The organism is Pseudomonas sp. WHRI 8519, assembly GCF_040224055.2.
GTDB lineage: Bacteria > Pseudomonadota > Gammaproteobacteria > Pseudomonadales > Pseudomonadaceae > Aquipseudomonas > Aquipseudomonas putida_X.
Window position 1 is genome coordinate 926725 of the sequence record NZ_CP167996.1, and the last position, 20601, is coordinate 947325.

Here is a 20601-nt window from a genome sequence, read left to right on the forward strand (position 1 = left end):
CTATCTATCAGTGGTCCGTCCGGTTGGACGACAGGGCCAGGTTTTCTTCGGATTTACGGGTGTTCTTCAGTTGCGCGATCCACTGCGGATCGAAGCTGCTGAGGTCGTTTTTCATTGGCAGATATCGTTCGGGGAATTCCCACACCACAACCTGTGGCGCGGCGTTCTTGAAGGCATCGCTTTGCAGGTACTTGAGCATTGGCAGCAGTGGGCCGTGACCGTCTTCGGCATAGTTGGCGACATCGCTGTGCAAGGCCTGCTGCAGCGCACCGAGGAAGTTCCAGTGCGGGTTGGCGCTGTAGCTGGTGCCGACCAGCGCGACCGGGATCTGGCTGTCGGCGAACAGGGCATCGCCGCTATCACCTGGGGCCTCGACGGGTCGGGTGCTGCGTTGCTGCAGGGTGTCCGGGCTGGGCAGCAGATTGCTGAACAGCGGGTCCAGTGGCAGGAAGTTGGTCAGGTCGCCTTTGTACGGGGCGGTGTTGCCAGCCTCGGTGATGAACGCCTGTGGATCGCCATTGAGCAGGCTCTGGCGGTTGACCGCCTCGGCCACTGCCTGGGCGGCGACTTCAGCGCCCATTGGCGTCCAGTGAGTATCGGTACGCAGGAATACCTGGCCGCGGGCCTTGGCCTGTTCCATCGGGGCCATCAGGTCAGGGGCGAAGACGTTGGCCTGACGGACCTGAGCATGGAACTGGTTGTACAGGTCCTCATGCAGGCTGGCAGGCGCCTCCTTGCCTACATACTCCGAATAGACCCGCGCCTTGGCCGGCACGATCGCCAGCACCAGCTGGCTACCGTGCTGTTGCAGGGTGTCGCGCACACCGCGGATCAGCGCCAGGTTTTCCTGCATGAGCTGGTCGGCGCCGGCAGTCGGCTTGAATTCTTCATCGCTGAACAGCCACTGGTCACGGCCCAGCACCACGCCTGGGCGGCCCTCGTTGAACAGCTTGTAATCCAGGGCTGCCCAAAGGTTGGTGCCCAGGCGCTTGATCGGGAACTCATCGTCGTAGTGCGTTTCGGCGGCCTTGGCCAGCTTGCCGTTGAGCAGAGTCATCTGCTCGGTGCGCTGGAAGCTTTGCAGGCCGCCGGTGGACCAGGCGCCCATGCCCACCAGCAGGCCGAGGAACGACAGGGAATAGGTGATGCGTAAAGTCCGGGTCATGGTCATCAACCTCAGAACTGGAAGTAAAGGAACGGCGAGTAGCTCTGCGCCGAAAGCTTGAGGATCGAGGCCACGAACAGCAGCAGGATCAGGGCACGGGTCATCACCCGGGTCCAGTCCAGGCCAAGCGAACCGTCGGCATTGACCTGCGCCGGCGTGCGGATTGCTGCCGGCGGGGTGGCATTGCGGTAGAAGTCGCGCAGGCCGAAAAACGCCAGGGTGACGTAGGCAATGACCAAGGTCGCTACCTGCAGCCCGGTGAGCTGGGCGCGGTTGAGTTCGGACAGCTGCCACTCGCCGAAGCTGAACATGGCGCCGTACATGCGGCCGGCCACTTCCAGGTTTTCAGCGCGGAAGATCACCCAGCCGACCACCACCAGCAGGAAGGTGAACGCCCACTTGACCGGGTTGAAGCGCTGCGGATTGGTGTCCAGGCCCAGTGCGCGTTCGATTGCCAGCCACATGCCGTGCCAGGCACCCCAGATGATGTAAGTGAAGTTGGCGCCGTGCCACAGGCCGCCCAGCAGCATGGTCAGGAACAGGTTGCGGTAGGTGTTGAAGGTGCCTTTACGGTTGCCGCCCAGGGTGATGTACAGGTAGTCGCGCAGCCAGGTCGACAGGCTGATGTGCCAGCGGCGCCAGAACTCGGTGATCGACTGGCTGATGTACGGCTGCTTGAAGTTCTCCATGAAGCGGAAGCCCATCATCAGCCCCAGGCCGATGGCCATGTCGCTGTAGCCGGAGAAGTCGAAGTACAGCTGTGCGGTGTAGGCCAGCGCACCGAGCCAGGCGTCACCGGTGGTCGGGTTCTGCAGGGCGAAGCAATGGTCGGCGACCACCGCCAGGGTGTCGGCGATGAACACTTTCTTGATGAAGCCCTGCATGAAGCGGGTGCAGCCTTCGGAGAACTTGTCCAGGGTGTGGGTGCGGTTGTTGAACTGGTCGACCAGGTCCTTGAAGCGCAGCACGGGGCCGGCGATCAGGTGCGGGAAGATCGCCACGAACGCCGCGAAGTCGATCAGGTTGCGAGTAGCCGGGGTGTCGCCGCGGTACACGTCGATGATGTAGCTGATCGATTCGAAGATGTAGAACGAGATACCGATCGGCAGCAGCACGTGGGTAAGGATGAAGGGCTCAAGGCCGAACGAGCTGATGATCGCGTTGAGGCTGTCGACGCCGAAGTTGGCGTACTTGAAATAGCCGAGGATCGCCAGGTCTACGCCCACGCCCAGCAGCAGCCAACGCTGTGCAGGCTTGGTGCGTACGCCGGCGGCACCCACTTTCAGGCCGATCCAGTAGTTCCACAGGGTGACACCGGCGAACAGGGCGAGGAAGTCCACCCGCCACCAGGCGTAGAAGATGTAGCTGGCGACCAGCAGCAGCAGGTTGCGATAGCGTTGCCCGCTCAGGTAGTACAGGCCGAGGAATATCGGCAAGAACAGGAACAGGAACACGTTGGACGAGAAGACCATCCCGGTTCTCCTAAATGGTTCACAGCATCCAGGGCAAAGCGCCCCCCAAACCCCCCAGCCCAAAAACTGGAAGGCACTTCGTATTCCTGTGGCAGCTGGCTTGGCGACAAGCCAGCTCCACAGGGTTTTGCGTTATTTCTTCGAAGCCGCGCTCGGGTCATAGACCCGGGTCAAGTTGCCGCCAAGGCGGAAGCTGTCGAACGGCTGCATCTCGTGTTTGCGCTCAAGGGTGTCGCCCACGCACTGGTACAGCGCGCACCAAGGCTCGAGCCAGGCGTACTTGCCGTCGACCTTGAGGTCCTTCATGTCCTGTTTCTCACCCGCACGTTCGGCGAAGTGGCGCGGGTCGCGGGCGCCGTACAGCACGCCTTCACCCAGGCGCTGCAGGGCAAAGTTGTTTTCGCTGCGCAGGTCCACGCCGTTGGCCTTGGCAAAGCTTGCGATCATCGCCAGTGGCGGCAGGGCGTAGTTGTGGTACGCCAGGGCACGTTGCTTGCGCTTGATTTCGTTGGGCAGGAAGCCCTGGTCGTCGATCTGGTTGGCGCCGATCTTGTATTCCTTCACCGCCCAGTCGAACAGGTCACGGCGGTCGGTGGCCACGGCGGTGGCCATCACCGACCAGGCCGCCCAATAGCTATGGTTGTTGATCTTCTCCAGCGGCAGGTTGCTCCAGTCGCGCACGGTCTGCTCGGCCAGGCGGGCGAACCACTTCTCGATCAGCTCGGCCTCGGCCTGGTGTGCGGCCAGGGGCTGCGAGTTGGAGAATTTCAGGCGCAGCCACGAGCCGCTCATGCTGCCCAGTGCCCATTTGCGCATGGACTTGCCGGTGTGGTTGTAGTTGGTGGACATCAGCGCATCGGCGCGCGCCCAGGTGCCCAGCCATGTCAGGGTGCAGTCCAGTTGTGCCGGACGGCCGTCACGCATGTACTGGTTGACCATCTTGGCGACACCACGCTCCAGGGTGGTGATGTCTTTGGTGGAGTCGCGGAAGGCTTGTTCCGACTCCTTGTTCAGGGTCGCCCGAGCCTTGTCAGAGCCTTCGTACTTGCTGCGAAACTGCAGCGCGCCGGTGTAGGGTTTGGGCGCAGATTCGCAGCGGAAGTTGCCGTCACTGGTCTTGATCTTTTCAATCCCCTCGTAATAACCCTGAGGGGGTACCAGCGCGGCATGCGCGGCACCGCCGGTCAGGGCCAGCACGAGCAGGGCGGGGCTGAAGAGTCGCTTGAATGCAGTCATGGTCGCCTCACTGGCCGGCCTGCGCGGTTTGCGCGGGCACGGCGTAGTTGTTGCGTTTGCAGAGCTTGGCCTCGACTTTCTGGGTACCGTTTTCCGGCCCCTGGACCTCGAGTGCCAACAGGTTCTGGCTGGCCCAGTCCTCGTCTTCACGCATCTGGAAGACGAAGCGGCCATTGGTGTCGGAGGTTTCCGGCTTCTCGATCTTGATGTCCTCGTGGCGCCCGTTGAGGTACCAGAGAGTGGCTTGCAGCACCTTCACCGAAGGGTCTTCGAACTTGATGTCCATCTGCAGGTTGCGGTTGATAAGGTCCTTGATCACGCCGCCCTTGCCGTTGACCATCAGCTCGTTCTTGCCGGGCTTGAGGGTGCTGCTGGCGCTCATCAGTGCCGGACGCGCGTCACAGCCATCGTCGAGCAGCGCGAGGATCTGCCGCCAGATGGTTTCCTGGTCCAGGCGATACAGGGGCGAGAATTCCCAGATGAGGATCTTCGGTGGATTGTTCTGGAATTCCTCACTGCCCAGGTATTCGATCATCGAGCCTTCCAGGCCGCCACCAGGGAAGGCGACGTTGAGCACGTCGGCACCGATGTACTGCTCCAGGAAGCCGGAGAAGTTGTAGTTCTTGCCGCTGTGGCTGGTGCCGACCAGGGTGATCTGGGCGTTACCGCTGTCACCGAACAGATCGTCGCCGCCGCTGGCACCTTTCGGTTCGGTGGCGAACTGGTCCATGTACTGCACGGCGTAGCTGGTGCCGCACAGTTGCCCGGCAACGTTGTGCAGGGTGCCGGTCTTGCCCATGCGCCCGGACTTGTGGGTTTCGAATTCCTTGCGTGGGATACCTTCGAAGGCCGGCATCTTGTGGACGGTGTCGGCCACGATCTTGGCTGCACGCTCAGCGCCGTAAGGCGTCCAGTGCTGGTCACCACGGAAGTAGAAGTCCTTGCCCTGGTCGGCGGCCGCCAACTGTTCGTTGGTCAGCGGCGACAGGTCCGGCACGTTGTAGCCCATGCTGGCGAAGCGCTTGAGCATGGCCTGGTAGTTGCCAAGGGCCTTCTGGTAATCGAAGGCGGCTTTCTCGGCCGGGTTGAGCATGTTGCGGTTCACCAGGCCTCGGGTGGGCTGGTACACCATCACCAGTTCAACGCCGCGCTTCTTGAACGCGTCGTGCACTTGCTGCAGGCGTTTGTAGCCTGCCGGTGTGGTGTTGAACTCGGTACGCAGGTCTTCGCGGGTACGGAACAGCCAGTCGCCCTTGGCCTGTACCAGCGTGGTGAAGTTCTGCTGGTAGCGGGTGGTGTAGCGACTGGCGTCGTGTGCTTCAGGGCACAGCTGGCAGCAAGGCTCGGCAGTGAAGGTCGGCGCCTTGACCTCGTCGGCGCGCACGCCCTGGCTGATGGCCAGGAGGGCGGCGGACAGGCCCAGCAATTTCATCAAGTGTGGGGTCATGGTCTGGGCTTCCTTAATCGATCATTTCGGTCTGGCGTTCGACCGGGTCGATCAGCACGGCCTTCTGCTGGCGCACCAGCAGGTCGAGGATTTCGTCCTGGCGCTCACCGAGGATGCCGTTGAGGCTGATGCCGCTGGCCTTGCGCGGGGCGAGCATGGAGACTTTGTACAGCTCCACCGAGAGCGGTGAGTCGATCGAAAGAGGCCCTGAGCCATTGGCCGCCAGCTCACCGCCGACCACGATCAGGGACACCTTGGTGTCGAACGGGTCGAGGGCGATGTCACGGTCGGTATCGGACAAGTCCTTGATGTGCCCGTAGACACCCACCAGGCCATTGGCCACGGCGACGTTTTCATACAGGCGGATGTTCACGCTGTTACGCACGCGGATGCCGTGGCGACGGTTGTTGATCAGCTTGTTGCCCCAGATCAGGTTGTCGCCGCTCTCGTACAACGTGATGCCATCGGTGTGGTTGCGGTAGATCTCGTTGTAGGCGATGAGGTTGTTGACGCTGTTACGGTCGATCACCACGCCCGAGAGCTTGTTGTCGTAGCTCTTGTTGTTGATGATCCAGCTGTCATTGACCTCACGCGATACGATGATCCCGTGCTTTTTCTTGGTGCCATACACTGTGTTGCCGGCGATGATCAGGCGGTGCGAGCGGTCGTGCGGGTCGATGCCGTAGACGATGTTGTCGCGGTAGGTGCTGTCCTTGACCACGAAGTCCTGGGTCTCGTAGCAGTAGAACCCGTACCACATGTCGCTGAATTCCGAGCCGATGATCCAGCCGGTGGGCTCCGGGCGGCCCATGCGCTTGGCCATGTTCGGGGTGTACTGCGAGATGCTCACACCGTACGACTTGGACTTGGCATAGCCAAAGCTGGCCATCTTGGTGTTGACGATGTACGTCTCGGTGCCGCCCCACGACAGCAGGAACGGGCGGAATTCCTTGGGCGAGCGGAAGGTCGCCGGACCGTTGTCCTTCTCGCGCCAGCCAGTGACCTGGGTGTCGCTGACAAACAGTTTGCCGTCATTGACCAGGAATGCGCCGCCCTCCTGGGACAGGCGCAGTTGCTTGACCTTGCCGTCGATCTCGAGGATGCCCTTGTGCCCAACCACGATCGGTAGGCGCGCCAGGTAAACCCCTGGCTCGACTTCGCTGAGGTACTGTTTGGGCACCTTCTTGCTCAGCTCGACCAGGTCGACATGGCCATCATCGACAAAGATCGCCTGGGGGATGCCGTGCTGGCGTTGTACCCACTCGGCAGCCTTGTTGTCGCCGCCGATGAATTCCTTGAGCGATTCTTCTTGCAGCATGCGGCGCACGCTGACCTTGCCCTTGTGGCTGCGGTCGATCTTTTTCTGCACGGCGGCGGCGGTGTAACCGCTCAGATCGGGCAGCTTGGGCGGGTCCATGTGCAGCGGCTCGGTCGGGGCGCTGGACACGGTGTAGGTCTTGGCCTGCTGCAGTTCCTTGGCAATCACCGCAGGTTCTGCGGCGACGGCCAGGCCTGTGGCCAGCAGCAAGGCGCTGGCCAGAAGGCTGTGACGTATGTGCGGGTGAAGGTTCATTGCAGGTCCTCTACCGGCCTCAGAAGCGCCAGATCACGTCGACGAAGGCGCGGTGCATGTAAGAATCCGCTTCCTTGCCATAGGCATCGCCGGGTTTGAACACACCGGCACGCAGGCGCACCAGCGCGGACGGCTCGTCGATCGCCTGGCTCATCGAAGCGGGCAGCAGGCCCTGCTTGAAGTACTTGGTGACGACCACGTCCATTTCCTGGCCCAGGTCTTTCTCGCCGTTGACCAGCGGGCGGTTCACGCCGTTGTCGTTGACCGCGGCGTTGATGCCGCTGGAGCCGATGTTCTGCGAGCCATCGACACGCCAGAACTTGTGGTAGATGAAGCTGGCGTCGTAGTCCTCGCGCAGTTGCCAGGAGGCGAACAGCGTGGCCGCCTGCAGGTTGCCCAGCTCGCCACGGAAGGCCTCGCCGAAGCGGTGTACGCGCGAGCGGGTACCGGTGAAGTTGGAGCGGTTGCTCTCAAGGCCGGTCTGCTCGAAGTTGTTCGAACCGTCGTCGCCACCGCCGCCGCTGCCGCGGGCATAGGCTGCGCCGACCTGCCAGTTCGGGTCCAGACGCAGGCGGATGCCCAGGTCGGTGGCCCAGGCGTTGACGTCGCCGCTCTGCTTGCCGGTGACGACCTGATCGTCACCGACCAGCTGGCTGTTGAGCTTGTCGCGATCACCGGTCAGCCAGGTCAGGCTGCCCCAGTAGTTGACGGTGTGGTCGTTGCGCCAGTTGTAGGCGTCGCTGTTGGCTTCCAGGCCCAGCCAGGTGAGGTCGCCGGTGCGGGTCTTGTCCAGTGCGTCGATGGTTTCGCCCGGGCTTTTCAGGCTGCCACTGTCATGGGTGTGGTGAGCGCGCAGGCCGACCCAGTGGCCCGGTGTCCACTGCGTGGCGACGTTACCGTAGAGGTGCGTACGGTCTTCGTCTTCCGGGGCCAGCTCGGTCAGGTCGGTGCGGTACTCGCTGAAGCGCTGGGCCACACCCAGGTCCGCCTTGAGCAAGGTGGTGTCGAAGGTCCAGTTCAACGCTTCGATGTTGGTGTCGCGCCACATCCCGTCGTCGCTGCGCAGGCGTTGGCGACCCAGGCGCAGTTGCTCGCCGGGGTACGCGGTGAGGCCACTGTAGCCAACCCAGAACTCGCGCATGGCCAGGTAGCTCTTGTCGGGTTGACGGCTGTCGTCACCGGTGTCGGTGGTGGTGCCGTCGTCGTTCTGGCGCAAGGTGTCGGTTTCGATGGTGTCGGTGGCGGCCACGGCCTGGCCCATGGCATAGGCACTCCAGTTGCCGCGCTCGCCGTACACCCAAGGGCGCAGGTCCAGGCCCAGGCCGTTGACGTCACCGCCGGAGCGGGTGCCCAGGTCGCGATCGTCTTCCGACTGGCCGGTGATTTTCACATCCAGGCCGAAGTTCTTCTGGGCAGTCATGTCGGCCAGGGTCGGGCAGGACCACAGCAGGGCGAAGCTCAGGCCGATACCGGCTTTCACGAAGGGATTGAGCGTCATAGCGAGTCCTCACCGTCTACTTCTTTTTCGTCGTCTTGCAGGGCCTCGAGGGCCAGGGTGCTGGCGCCGCCTTGGGCCATGCTGCCGCGAGCCTGCCTTTCCTGCGCCAGCAGGCTCTGCGCCTGGCTGCGCTGGTCAGGCGTGAGTTGTTGGTCGAGTTGCTGCAGCAGTTCGGTGGCTTGCGGCGTCGGGTTGGCCTGCGCAAGCTGGGCGAATACCCAGGCGTCGCCCGGTTGAGGGCGAATGCCATGGCCTTCGCTGAACAGCTGGGCAAGGGCGTAGTCGGCACTGTTCTGGCCACCGCGGGCGGCGCTGAGCAGGTGGTCGACGGCCTTTTGCGGCTCGACGTTGCCCAGGTAGCCACGGCGATACAGCTGGCCAAGGTAGTAGTGGGCGCTGACTTCGCCGGCTTCGGCAGCGGCCTGCAGGTGGCGTTCGGCCTTTTCGGCATCCGCGGGCAAGGTCTTGCCTTCGTAGTACAGGCGGCCCAGCAGCAGTTCGGCGCGCGGCTGTTCGGCTTCGCGGCCCTTGTCGATGTAGGCGATCAACTGGTCGGTGTCGCCCAGTTCCGGGAAGTCGTAGACCAGTTGCGCCAGGCTCACCCAAGAAGCCGGATTGGCCTCAGCGACCTGTTCCAGCAGCGCCTTGGCGGTTTTCTCGTCGGTCTGGCCCAGGCTGCGGTCGGCCAGTACACGGGCAACGCTGTCGACCCGAGTGGCAGGCACCGAACCGCGGGCATAGGCGGATTTGAGCTGGCCGATCAGGGCAGCCTGCTGGTCGGCCTGGCCGCGTTTCTGGTACACGGTGGCCAGTTCTACATAGCAGATGTCGTTGGTGTTCAGCGCAGCCTTGCAGATGTCCTCGACCTCAGCCAGGTGCTGGTCGTAGGTCCCCTGGGTGCGATACAGCAGCACCTGGGCCAGGCCCGCTTCCGGGTTGCCGGCCGCGCGCCACTGGTCGATCTGCTGCTGGGCATTGATGTCGGGGAAGCTCTGCGGGTAGGTCAGGTAGAGCATCGCCAGCGGGATCAGGGTGTTGCCTTGGCCCTGCTTGGCGGCGAGCTTGAGCAGGGTCTGGGCTTCTTCGCGTTCTGCCTGGGTGCTGTCGGGCTTGGCCACCAGCAGGCGGCCGAGGCGTGCCTGGGCGCGTGGCGAAGTGGCCGCCGCAGCGCGATAAGTGGCCTCGGCTTCCTTGAGCTGATCGGGGTCACGGGTAGCGACCTTGATGTCGGCCAGGCCGACTTGTGCCTCGCTGTAGCCCAGGTCCGCCAGCGCCTTGTAGTTACGCTCGGCCAGCGCGGTGTCACCGCGCTTGAGGGCTTCGTTGGCCAGGCGCTGGTCGGGCAGGCCGGCACAGCCTGCCAGGGCGATGGCCGCGGCCAGGGCGCAGAGGCCCAGGCTTGCGCTCTTCTTGTGGGGCATCATGCGTTGATCCTCTTACAGCCCACGGGCCGCGGCTTTGTCGATCAGCCAGTTGAGCGAAGGGCCACGGTCACTGCTGACCGATGCCGGGCGCCCGGCCAGCTCGGCAGGCAGGCCGCCGTCTGGTTTGATCTGCACGCGGATGTCGGAGGCCAGGTTTTCGCTGTTGAGGCTGGTGCTGCTGACGATCTGCCCGGTGCGCACTTCGTTTTCGCCAGCCACCTGGAAGTTGACGCGGGTACCTGGCTTGACTTCATCGAACTGGCGGTAGCTGAAGCGTGCTTCGACCATCGGGTTGCTGGTCCGCGGGATCAGCTGGAAGATCGGCTGGCCTTTGGCGGCGTACTGGCCGTCGTCCACCAGTTGGCGGGCGACCACGCAATCGCAGGGGCTGGTGAGGGTGCCGGAGAGTTGCTTGCCGAACAGTTCTTCGACCTTGGCCGGCTCCAGCTGCGAGTCGTCCAGGTGGCCCTTGAGCATGTCCAGCATGCTGGTGCTGAAACTGGCCAGCGGCGCGCCTTTGACCACCATGCCGCCGGGCTCGACCAGGCTGTTGACGGTGCCGTCGCGCGGCATGGTGATGCTGGTGGTCGGCACCGCGACCACGCCGGCTTCGGCGTGGCTGACGAAGTACATGCCGTACAGCGATTTGGCGACGAAGCCGAAGGCGGCAACACCGACCACAAACACGCCCAGGGTGACGGTCACTGCCTTGAACCGGCCGAAGGCGGACAGGCCAGAGCCGCCGTCCTTCTGTTTGCGCGCCTTGGTGAAGTTGTCGCGCTGCAGGGTGCTGAGCACGTCGCCGACGCTGATCAGCTCACCTGAAAGGTGGCTGGTGATGATGTGGCGCAGGGTGGCGATGTCGCGCGGTTCGAGGTTCTGGAACTGTGCACCGGTGCGGCCGTCGCTCGGGTTGCAGGAGCGCACCTGAAACTCGATGTCCATCGACAGGCCCAGGTTGTCGACCACGAACTGCAAGCGCCCGCGCAGTACCTGGCCGACCTGCAGCGGCTGCTTGGCGAAGAAGCTCAAGCCGCCAGCGGACAGGTCTTCGACCTTGACCTCATGGGTCTGGCGTTCGCCATCGAGGTAGCGCAGCTTGGCTGGGATGCGCACCCGGGCGTGCTGGCGCTGGGCTTCGGACTCATGCACGACATTGACGTTCACGGCGGTATTCATGGTGATTTGTTCCTGTTAGTTCCGATCCGGGTTTGGCTCACACGACCATGAACAGCACAGCGACGAAGATGCTGGCAGCCGAGAAGGTCATGGTCCGCGAGGACCAGGTGTTGAACCATTGTTGAAAACTGGCGAGGTCGCGTTTCAGGGCAGTCGGTTGGCGGGTCCAGGACTGCTTGTCGAGGCGGAAGAACACGTAGATCTTCATCATTGCCCCGACGATCTGGTTGTAATAGAGGATCAGCGGATAGGCCGGGCCGACGTTGTGCCCCGAGCACAGCAGCATGATGGTGAGGATCAGGCGGGTGATGCCGATCCACAGCAGGTACACCAGCAGGAAGCCCAGGCCGAACTTGAGGCTGGCGATCACGGCCACGGTCAGGCCCAGGAGGCTGGTCCACATCGACACACGCTGGTCGAACAGCACGATGCTGGTGAACAGCCCCAGGCGGCGCAGGCCCAAGCCCAGCGCGCGGGAGTTCTGGCGCAGGTTGTTGCCGTACCAGCGGTACATCAGTTTGCGGCTGGCCTTGAGGAAGCTTTTCTCCGGCGGGTGTTCGACCGTGTTGATGGCGGCGTCCGGCACGTAGAAGGTGTCGTAGCCAAGGCGCATCAGGCTGAACCAGCTGGACTTGTCGTCACCGGTGAGGAACTTGAAGCGGCCCAGGCGCCAGTGCATCAGCGAGTCGCTTTCGACGTCGGCGATGAACTCGGGGTTGGTCACCACGCTGGCACGGAACATCGACATGCGCCCGGTCATGGTCAGCACGCGCTTGCTCAGTGCCATCGAGCACATGTTGATATGGCGCTGGGCGAAGCGCAGCTTGTGCCACTCGCTCATGATGTAGCCACCGCGCACTTCGCAGAACTCGTTGGTGGTCAGGCCACCCACGTTCGGGTACAGCTTGAACCACGGTACGGTCTTGCGAACCACGCCTTCGGCCAGCACGGTATCGCCGTCGATCACCGCGACAACGGCGTTTTCATCCGGCAGCATGCGCGAGATGGCGCGGAAACCGTACGCCAGGCCATCACGCTTGCCGGTCCCGGCGATGCGCACGATGTCCAGCTTCACGTGGGCGGGCGGGTTGTATTTGGCCCACAGGCTCTTTACCAGCAGTTCATCGGACATTTCCACCAACGAACAGACCACGGTGGTGGGGAAGCCACAATCGATCGCTTCACGGATCACCGAGCTGTACACCTGCGCGGTGGTCAACGCTTCGATGCGGAAACTGGTGACCATCAGGTACACGTGTGACGGGTCGGCTGCAGCGCCCATCTTCTGCACCTTGCGGCGCAGGTAGGGGTACACGCCGTAGAGGAAGATCATGCCGCGGATGAAATGGGTGGCGCCCATGGAGTAGCGCCAGATGCCGACTGCGCCGACCAGGAAGATGAAGTGCTTGGACTGCGAGTCGAAGATGTCGGCCGGCAAGGCCAGGGCGATCAACATGAGCAGGCTCATGTAGAGCAGCCAACCGGCGCACTGCAACAGCACTGTCTGTAGCCTTTGCATGTTCAGCATCCGTTGAGAAATCTGGAAAAAGGGCAGCGCAGGAGGCCTGCGCTGCCGGGCTGCTGGCTTACCAGCAGATGCCTTCGGTGCCGCGGGTAGTGCAGGTTGGCTTGCTCATGAAACCGACCAGGTCGATCACTTGCTTGCCAGCCGGTGCCTGGTCGGCAAGGGCGCGGAACTGCTCGTCACGGTTGCCCAGAACGATGATCTCGGCGTTGTCGATGACCTTCTGGAAGTCGGCGTTGAGCAGCGACGAGACGTGCGGGATCTTCGACTCGATGTACTCCTTGTTCGCGCCGTGAACCCGGGCGTACTCGACGTTCTCGTCGTAGATGTCCAGTTGGTAGCCTTTGCCGATCAGGCGCTCGGCCAACTCCACCAGCGGGCTTTCACGCAGGTCGTCGGTACCGGCCTTGAAGCTCAGGCCCAGCAAGGCGACCTTGCGCTTGTCGTGGGCTTCGATCAGTTCAAAGGCGTTCTGCACCTGGGATTCGTTGCTGCGCATCAGCGAGTCGAGCAGCGGGGCCCGGACGTCGAGGCTGGCGGCACGGTAGGTGAGGGCGCGCACGTCCTTGGGCAGGCACGAGCCGCCGAAGGCGAAGCCAGGGCGCATGTAGTACTGCGACAGGTTCAACACCTTGTCCTGGCAGACCACGTCCATCACGTCACGGCCATCGACGCCGACGGCCTTGGCGATGTTGCCGATTTCGTTGGCGAAGGTGACCTTGGTGGCGTGCCAGACGTTGCAGGTGTACTTGATCATCTCGGCGACTTCGATCGGCTTGCGGATGACCGGCGCATCGAGTTCTTCATACAGGCTTTGCAGGACGTCGCCGCTGGCGCTGTCCAGTTCACCGATGACAGTCATCGGTGGGTGGTCGTAGTCCTTGATCGCGGTGCTTTCACGCAGGAACTCAGGGTTGACCGCAACGCCGAAGTCGACGCCGGCCTTCTTGCCCGAGCAGTCTTCGAGAATCGGGATGACCACGTTCTTCACAGTGCCTGGCAGCACGGTGCTGCGCACCACGATGGTGTGGCGGCGGGTGGTGTCACGCAGCACGTAACCGATTTCGCGGCAGACCGACTCGATGTATTCCAGGCCCAGGTCGCCATTTTTCTTGCTTGGGGTACCGACGCAGATCATCGACACGTCGCTGGCGCGGATGGCCTCGGCGAAGTCGGTGGTGCCACGCAGGCGGCCATTGGCGATGCCCTGTTGCAGCAGTGCCTCCAGGCCAGGTTCGACGATGGGCGACTTGCCCTGGTTGATCAGGTCGATCTTGGTGCTGGACACGTCCACACCAATCACGTCATGGCCTCGCGCCGTCAGGCAGCCTGCACAGACCGCACCCACATAACCCAAACCAAAGATGCTGATACGCATCGCTATCACCTCATGTGTTTATCACGCCAGCTCCTCCGGGAAGAGCCGGACCGGGTTGATTAACAACAGTTTTAGGGCGCACGGATCCCATGGCGAATGCACACTTCACCGAGCGCAGGCATGAACAAATCCGGAGCGCACAAAGTTATGCACTCAAAGTTGGCAGTCAAAGGCCAGTAATTAATAGGCGTGCCCTGAAATGCAGCCGTCTTTATTGCAATGCGCTACTTGGCGCGTTGCTGTGCTTGTTTTTTCAATTGGAAAAATCCTTTGAAATCAACCACTAGGACGATTTTAAGGGGCGCGTCTCTCCTGCTGGGCAGGGCCTACGGGAGTACCCGTGGCGTTTGTTAAAAGTTTCAGAGCCGCTGTTGGTTCGCGACTGCTAGTCCTCTGTAAGTCATCTCTCACACCGCACAGGCATGAAATTCGTTACGGCACTATGAGCTATGCGTCGCAGAAGAAGTTCCTGGGTGGGTTTCGCCCCGATGAAAGATTTCTAAATAATTCTTCAGTAGCGAATAGTTTCAAACTGATAGCACGCTTCGGAAGCACCCCTGTATATAAAGGGCGAAAACCGGGTACGATATTTTTGTGCCAGCATGAGAAAATTTTTTTCAAAATTCGTCAAAAAAGTACGAGCGGGCTTATGACGGTTGGCGATAACGGCTTATTCGTCCGTTTTTTGACGCTGGTTTGTTGGCGTGATGGCTTTGTGATTCATGCCTCAGGGTGGTGCGGGATCACATTCAGAAATACTCAAAGCCATGCAAAAGCTAAGGTTTTGCCCCAGCGGGTCGTTAACACCCTTGGACGCACCTTTCAGGCGCTGTCCATGAACGACGGAGCGTCTTGGGCAGCCTGGGGCCACTGGCCATCAGGGGCGTCTCATCCTTAATCACATGGAAGAGACGAGATCACGCTTATGAAAAAGACATCGCAGATTGTGCTTGCCATCGTTTCGCTGCTTGCTGCCGGCCTGGTGCAGGCGGGGCCGCCCGTAGAAGTGACCATCAAAAACCTCGGTGCTCAGCCCGCGGTCATGAAACTGGTGACCTCAAATGAGACCAGTACCTATCAGATCGCCAACCCTAAACCCTCCAATACGATTTCAGCCTCATCTTCCACCTTCATGCGCGTGCAGCGGTTGGTAAGCCCGGACGTAAATGGTGCGATGGTGCGCTACACCATCGGCAGCAAGACGTGCGCTTTTGGCACCACTTTTCAGATGCGCATGCTACCGGGTGGAATAAAACAGCCCCAGTGGACCAAAACCGCAACGCCAAGTGGCGGGGCAACGTGCACGGCGAATATTACGAGTACCTCCGCTGACTTCTCATGGAAAGTCGAATTCACGATGAGGTGAGTGGCGTTCCAGTCTGCCTCTCAAAGTCTGCACTTTGCCGGTATGCGCCGGCGAAGTGTAGTTGGAGTATTTGTGCGAAAGGCGGGTGCTGCATCAGCACCAGGAGTTATGTATATGGATGGCGTCAGTGGTCGTGGGGTATATAAAAGCCAGGTTGGCACGGCTCTAACTGTCAGGCGTGTAGAGGAATCTGGCCTTGTAGACGCGCAGAAAATAGACAGCGAAACGGGCAATGGCGAAGAAAAAATCTCGAGCCTGGCTAAACAGTTGAGTGCTGCTGCCGAGCGTGCGGCGTTGCGTGATAGCCAGCTCTCCCGTAGTGAGCTGGCAGACCTTGCAGCCAGCATTCTTGATAGGTTGGCAGGGCTGTCATATTCTTTGGCAAAAGACTTTTATGATTCACAGCTACCGGATTCGGATAATGATGAGTTGCTGGCGCGTGCGCGCCAAGCCAATGATTTTGCAAGTGGCAAAGGTAGCAACCCATTCAAGGGTTTTAGTCGCGAGCAGCTAAGCCTGATCATTTACGACGAAAGCGGGGCTTTCACGGTGAGTGAGCGACGCGCTGCAATGTTCGAAAAAACAGACCAGCATAACCAGTGGGCACAATCAATAAGCGGCAAGATGAATGCTGAGTATCAGCGAACGGGCCGAATTGATGAAGGGTTGCATGAGATTCTGGACTTTTATAATGCTCTACCGCCCATTGAAGTCGCCGAATATGGAAACTATGAGGCCGATATCATGATGCAGTTGTCGCAGCATGAAGTGCCGCAGCCGGAGTTTGATACTTCGTTGATCGACATGTTGGCAAAGGAGTGGAAATCTGCACGAAGCGATCAAGCGAAAGCACTCGACTCGCAGAGCGACGCTGCTTTTCAGGGTGAGAATGGGGGGGCCAAGGCATGAACCCGATAGTTTGCGTGAACGGTATCGCGCGCATTCAGGGCTGCCAACCAGTGCTGCAAGATGTCTCTTTGTCTATCCCCCGCGGCCAGACCTGCGCCATCATCGGCCCTTCCGGCTCGGGCAAAAGTACCTTGCTCAACCTGATCGGCCTGCTCGACCAGCCTTGCCGTGGCCAGATAGTGCTGGCTGGCCGGGACATGACCGCAGCCACCGCCGACCAGCGGGCAATCATGCGTAATCGCCTGCTGGGCTTCATCTTCCAGAGCTTCAACCTGCTGCCGCGCCTGACTGCGCTGGACAACGTCGCTTTGCCATTGAGTTACCGGGGCATCGGGCGGGTAGCGGCACGCCTGGCGGCGCAGCAGCAACTGGAGGAAGTCGGGCTAGGTCAGCGGGCGCAGCTTCTGCCAGCCGACTTGTCCGGTGGCCAGCGGCAACGGGTCGCCATCGCCCGGGCGCTGGTGACAGAGCCTGCGGTGCTGCTGGCCGATGAGCCGACCGGTAATCTCGATGGCGCCACGGCCGAGGGTATTGCAGCGCTGTTGCTGGCACTCAATCGTGAGCGGGGCGTGACCTTGCTGATGGTCACCCACGACCCTGCCATGGCGCAGCGCATGGAGCGTTGCATCGAGGTGCGCCATGGCGGGGCCTTTGATGCCTGAGGCCTAAGGCCCTTCGTGGCCACAGCGTTTGAGCGAGGCGTTGGCCAGCTTGCGGCAGGCAGGCCCCCGTGCCTGGCTGACGCTTATCGGCATCGCGGTGGGCTGCGCGGCGCTGGTGGCCTTGCTCAATATCGGCCACAGCGCCACGCAACATGCTCGGCAGCTGTATCGAGGCATGGGCAGTGATCTGCTGGTCGCCAACCTACAATGCCCTGCTGAAGTTGTTCCGCCGGTGGCCCTGGACCTGTCTGCATTGCCAGCGTCCATTCGCGCGGCTGCGCCTTTGCTGGTTTCTGTGGCCACAGTGCAATTGGCGAGCAAGCGCCATGAGACGCTGGTCGCTGCAAGCACGCTGCAACTGGCGCAGGTACTGGACTTGCAAGCCAGTCAGGGCCGCTTGTTGTCCGCCTACGACGATGACACCACTCACGTGTTGCTGGGGGCCACGCTGGCCCGGCAACTGGGTGCACGCGTGGGCGACCGACTGCAGTCCGGCCGCTACCTGTTCGAGGTGGTTGGCGTGCTTGCGCATCGGGGCTACAACCCGATGCTGCCAATACAGGTCGACGATGCGCTGTTGATGCCATTGCCGCGCATGCGCCGCCTGGGCGCTGTGCCGGAGGTGGGGACGGTGCTTGCACGCGGCCATGCTGTCGCCGTGTTGCCGGACACGGCACAACCGCTGACTGATTATCTGGCTTCGCGACTACCTGGGTACGAGGTCGATGTGCAGCTGCCACAGCAGTTGCTCGAAGGGATGGCCAACCAGTCACGGATGCTCACGTGGGTGCTCGCCGGCTTTGCAGGTATTGCATTGCTGTTGGGTGGGGTTGGGGTGATGAATGTGATGCTGATGAGCGTAGCGCAGCGCCGTCGCGAGATCAGCGTGCGCATGGCGCTGGGGGCACGCACCCGCGATATTGCCTGGTTGTTCCTGCTCGAAGCGCTGTTGCTGGCAGGGGGCGGAGCGTTGCTCGGCACGCTGGTGGGACTGGCCGCCAGTTGGGGCTTTGCCTTGCTGTCAGGCTGGCGCTATGCGCTGGATGCGTCATCGATAGGGCTGGGCATGGGCAGCGCGTTGTCGCTCGGCCTGTTCTTTGGCTTGCAACCGGCGCTGGCTGCGGCACACCTGCAACCTGTATTGGCATTGCGCGATGACTAGGTGGCCTGTGTTTCTGTGCCTGGCGCTGCTGGGCGGAGCCGTACTGGCGGCAGATGCCCTGCAGCCGTCTCGTGCGGGCCAGGCCTTTGCGGTGTCGGCCACTGCATGGGCGGCCAGCGGGGAGGCCGAGGTATCGCTGGAGCTAGCCGATGCGGTTGCCTTGGCCCTGCGGGACAACCGCGCCATCCGCAGTGCTTACCTTGAGCGCATCGCGCAGAAATTCGACCTGCGCGTGGCGCGTGATCACTATGCCCCACAGCTCTCATTCAAGGCGCGTACCTTTGGCAATCGCAACAGTGATGTCAGGTGGATGAGGCGGGGCAGGCTTACGTGGTTTACCGGGCTAGGGGGGATCTGCAGGGGCGCAAGGTGCCGGTTACCGCTGGTAGGGCGGTAGCGCAGGGGGTCGAGGTGCTGGGGCTGTCGGCGGGTTATGTGCGCATGCCGTAAAAGGGCCGCTGTGCGGCCCCTTCATCGGTCACTGCTTCAGGGATCAGGTGCCTGGCGGTGGGGCAGGCACTCACTCGGCCGGATGGTCGCGCAAGAACACCAGGTGATCAGGCTTGGACTGTTCGGCGCTGTAGTAGTAGCCCTGTACGTCGAACTGCTTGAGCTGCTGGGGGTCGTTGACCCGCTCCTGGATCACGAAGCGGCTCATCATGCCACGGGCTTTTTTGGCGTAGAAACTGATGATCTTGTACTGGCCGTTCTTCAGGTCCTTGAAGTCGACGTTGATTACCCGGCCTTGGAGGGCGCTGCGTTTCACCGCGCTGAAGTACTCGTTGCTGGCCAGGTTCAACAGCAGGTCATCACCCTGCTCGGCCAGCGCCTGGTTCAGCCATTGGCTGATACGCGTGCCCCAGAAGGCATACAGGTCCTTGCCACGGGCATTGGCCAGCTTGGTCCCCATTTCCAGGCGGTAAGGCTGCATCAGGTCGAGCGGACGCAGCAGGCCGTACAGGCCGGAGAGCATGCGCAGGTGCTGCTGGGCGTAGGTGAAGTCGTCTTCGCTCAGGGTTTCGGCGTCCAGCCCGGTATACACATCGCCCTTGAAGGCCAGCAGGGCCTGCTTGGCGTTTTCCGGCGTGAAGTCTGGCGTCCAACTGCCAAAGCGAGCGGCGTTGAGGCCGGCGAGTTTGTCCGACAGGTGCATCAGCTCGCTGATCTGTGCCGGTGACAGCTCACGCAGTTGCACGATCAGCTCCTGAGAATCGTCCAGGTACTGGGGCAGGGTAAAACGCTCGGTCACCGCAGGGGTGTCGTAATCGAGGGTCTTGGCGGGGGAAATCACCGTCAGCATCGGGTCGGCTCCTGGAATCGTTGCCGGGATTCTACGGATTGAAGCAGGGGAACGCCAAACTATGGCGACAATAGTCACAGACCATCGGATGAGCAGGCGCTATAGTGCGCCTTTCGCTGTGACGGAGAGATCGATCGTGCGCATTGCCGGTGTCTTGCTGGCCTCACTCTTGAGCCTGGCCGCCCACGCCGCCCCTATTCCCCCCGCCAGCCTGGACCGCAGCCTGTGGCCCGAACAGTTGGACACGCCAGCGTTGTTCGATGTCGCCTCGCGCGCCGAGATCCTGTCGTTTGCCCAGGTGCTGCACGAAAGTGAGCTGCTCGACGACCGGGCGCTGGCCGCGCGCCTGGGTTTGCGGCAGATCAACCTGCAAAAGGTGCGGGCGCTGCGGGCGCGCATGTGGCAGCGGCTGTGGCAGGGCTACCAGCAAGCCCAACGCAGCTGCGAGCAGGATGCCTCGTTCTGCTACCTGGTGGAGTCCATGGCCGATTTGCGCACGAAGGCTGCGACGTTCGCCGCCGATGTCGGCACCTTCTATACAGGCTGGGTCGAGCCTAGCCACCAGTTCCATGTGCGCTACCTGGATGAGCAACTGCGCAAGGCGGCGCTGTTGCCGCAGATCACCAGCGAGGTCGAACGCCTGTCCAACCGTGAGCGCAGCGGCGATGAGCTTAACGACCGCATGTTCCTGCTGACCTTCGTGGGCGGGCCCGGCCCCCAGGGCAGCACGACCGACACGCTGACCGATTACCTGCGCAAACAGAAGATGCAGGGCACCTTCTTTGTATTGGGCAACCGCCTGCAGCAGCGGCGTGACGCTGGAACGGCCAATGCGCTGGGGCAGCTCTATGATGGCCAGTGCGTGGGGCTTCAGGGGTGGGAGTATCGCTCGCATGCCCAGTGGAACGGCTGGCAGGATTCGCTCAGGCGCAGCCAGGCGCGGATCCAGGCCGACCTGCCTGAGCAGTACGTGCCGTTGTTCCGCCCGCCCTATGGTCAGCGCCGGGCCGATGGCGAGGCATTCATGGCCAGCCAGCAGTTGCGGGTGTCGCTGTGGGATATCGATGCGCAGGATGATGGCCCGTTGACAGCCCAAGCCTCGGCCCAGCGGGTGGTGACCTTGATGCTGCTGTGGCGCAAGGGGGTGATCCAGTTCCATGACAGCCTGCCCAAGGCGCAGCCGGCGGTGCAATGGTTACTGGAAAACACCGCGCAAAGCGGCATTGGCTGGGAGGATTGCCGTGAATACGGCTATCAGGAATAACGGGTCTGACTTCTGACTGTAGTCCCGTATGGGTCCATCGC

Annotated in this window: 17 protein-coding genes; 6 read left to right on the plus strand and 11 right to left on the minus strand. The window is 62.0% G+C overall.

Annotated elements, in window-relative coordinates; all coding sequences use genetic code 11:
- Nucleotides 1-7: 7 nt before the first annotated feature.
- The 10 genes from ABRP30_RS04245 to ABRP30_RS04290 all read right to left on the minus strand — a co-directional run bounded on the left by ABRP30_RS04245 (nucleotide 8) and on the right by ABRP30_RS04290 (nucleotide 13897).
- Complete coding sequence (locus ABRP30_RS04245; RefSeq protein WP_349976347.1) at nucleotides 8-1165, minus strand: alginate O-acetyltransferase; 1158 nt, start codon at nucleotides 1163-1165, stop codon at nucleotides 8-10.
- 11 nt (nucleotides 1166-1176) lie between these two features.
- On the minus strand, nucleotides 1177-2637 hold the full coding sequence (locus ABRP30_RS04250; protein WP_241806611.1) for an MBOAT family protein: 1461 nt from the start codon (nucleotides 2635-2637) through the stop codon (nucleotides 1177-1179).
- Nucleotides 2638-2769: 132 nt separating this feature from the next.
- Nucleotides 2770-3873, minus strand: a complete 1104-nt coding sequence (locus ABRP30_RS04255; RefSeq protein WP_267821069.1) for a mannuronate-specific alginate lyase — start codon at nucleotides 3871-3873, stop codon at nucleotides 2770-2772.
- A 7-nt stretch (nucleotides 3874-3880) separates the two neighbouring features.
- Nucleotides 3881-5320 (minus strand): alginate O-acetyltransferase, encoded by a 1440-nt coding sequence (locus ABRP30_RS04260; RefSeq protein ID WP_267821071.1) that lies wholly within the window; start codon nucleotides 5318-5320, stop codon nucleotides 3881-3883.
- 13 nt (nucleotides 5321-5333) lie between these two features.
- A complete protein-coding gene (algG, locus tag ABRP30_RS04265; RefSeq protein ID WP_241806614.1) occupies nucleotides 5334-6893 on the minus strand; it encodes a mannuronan 5-epimerase AlgG in 1560 nt (519 codons plus the stop codon).
- A gap of 19 nt (nucleotides 6894-6912) precedes the next feature.
- On the minus strand, nucleotides 6913-8391 hold the full coding sequence (locus ABRP30_RS04270; RefSeq protein WP_267821073.1) for an alginate export family protein: 1479 nt from the start codon (nucleotides 8389-8391) through the stop codon (nucleotides 6913-6915).
- Nucleotides 8388-9815 (minus strand): alginate biosynthesis TPR repeat lipoprotein AlgK, encoded by a 1428-nt coding sequence (gene algK, locus ABRP30_RS04275; protein WP_349976346.1) that lies wholly within the window; start codon nucleotides 9813-9815, stop codon nucleotides 8388-8390. The genes ABRP30_RS04270 and algK overlap by 4 nt, the downstream gene beginning before the upstream one ends.
- Before the next feature lie 12 nt (nucleotides 9816-9827).
- Nucleotides 9828-10994, minus strand: coding sequence for a PilZ domain-containing protein (locus ABRP30_RS04280; RefSeq protein WP_267821078.1), 1167 nt, complete (start codon nucleotides 10992-10994; stop codon nucleotides 9828-9830).
- A gap of 37 nt (nucleotides 10995-11031) precedes the next feature.
- A complete protein-coding gene (locus tag ABRP30_RS04285; RefSeq protein ID WP_267821080.1) occupies nucleotides 11032-12513 on the minus strand; it encodes a glycosyltransferase family 2 protein in 1482 nt (493 codons plus the stop codon).
- A 67-nt stretch (nucleotides 12514-12580) separates the two neighbouring features.
- A complete protein-coding gene (locus ABRP30_RS04290) occupies nucleotides 12581-13897 on the minus strand; it encodes a nucleotide sugar dehydrogenase (RefSeq protein WP_241806619.1) in 1317 nt (438 codons plus the stop codon).
- Between the two features lie 925 nt (nucleotides 13898-14822).
- Here ABRP30_RS04290 and ABRP30_RS04295 point away from each other — a divergent pair.
- From ABRP30_RS04295 to ABRP30_RS04315, 5 genes are all read left to right on the plus strand, one after another.
- On the plus strand, nucleotides 14823-15263 hold the full coding sequence (locus ABRP30_RS04295; RefSeq protein ID WP_267821082.1) for a hypothetical protein: 441 nt from the start codon (nucleotides 14823-14825) through the stop codon (nucleotides 15261-15263).
- A 114-nt stretch (nucleotides 15264-15377) separates the two neighbouring features.
- Nucleotides 15378-16172, plus strand: a complete 795-nt coding sequence (locus tag ABRP30_RS04300) for a hypothetical protein (protein WP_267821084.1) — start codon at nucleotides 15378-15380, stop codon at nucleotides 16170-16172.
- A complete protein-coding gene (locus ABRP30_RS04305) occupies nucleotides 16169-16834 on the plus strand; it encodes an ABC transporter ATP-binding protein (protein ID WP_267821087.1) in 666 nt (221 codons plus the stop codon). The genes ABRP30_RS04300 and ABRP30_RS04305 overlap by 4 nt, the downstream gene beginning before the upstream one ends.
- Nucleotides 16835-16862: 28 nt before the next feature.
- Nucleotides 16863-17996: an ABC transporter permease gene (locus ABRP30_RS04310; protein ID WP_267821089.1), complete on the plus strand. Its 1134-nt coding sequence runs from the start codon at nucleotides 16863-16865 to the stop codon at nucleotides 17994-17996.
- A complete protein-coding gene (locus tag ABRP30_RS04315) occupies nucleotides 17989-18393 on the plus strand; it encodes a hypothetical protein (protein ID WP_372490403.1) in 405 nt (134 codons plus the stop codon). Before ABRP30_RS04310 ends, ABRP30_RS04315 begins: the two co-directional genes overlap by 8 nt.
- 123 nt (nucleotides 18394-18516) lie before the next feature.
- Here the strand turns inward: ABRP30_RS04315 and yaaA are convergent, their stop codons facing one another.
- Nucleotides 18517-19296: a peroxide stress protein YaaA gene (gene yaaA, locus ABRP30_RS04320; protein WP_349976345.1), complete on the minus strand. Its 780-nt coding sequence runs from the start codon at nucleotides 19294-19296 to the stop codon at nucleotides 18517-18519.
- Nucleotides 19297-19432: 136 nt separating this feature from the next.
- Here yaaA and ABRP30_RS04325 point away from each other — a divergent pair, with 136 nt between their 5' ends.
- Nucleotides 19433-20560 (plus strand): polysaccharide deacetylase family protein, encoded by a 1128-nt coding sequence (locus tag ABRP30_RS04325; protein ID WP_349976344.1) that lies wholly within the window; start codon nucleotides 19433-19435, stop codon nucleotides 20558-20560.
- Nucleotides 20561-20601 lie beyond the last annotated feature (41 nt).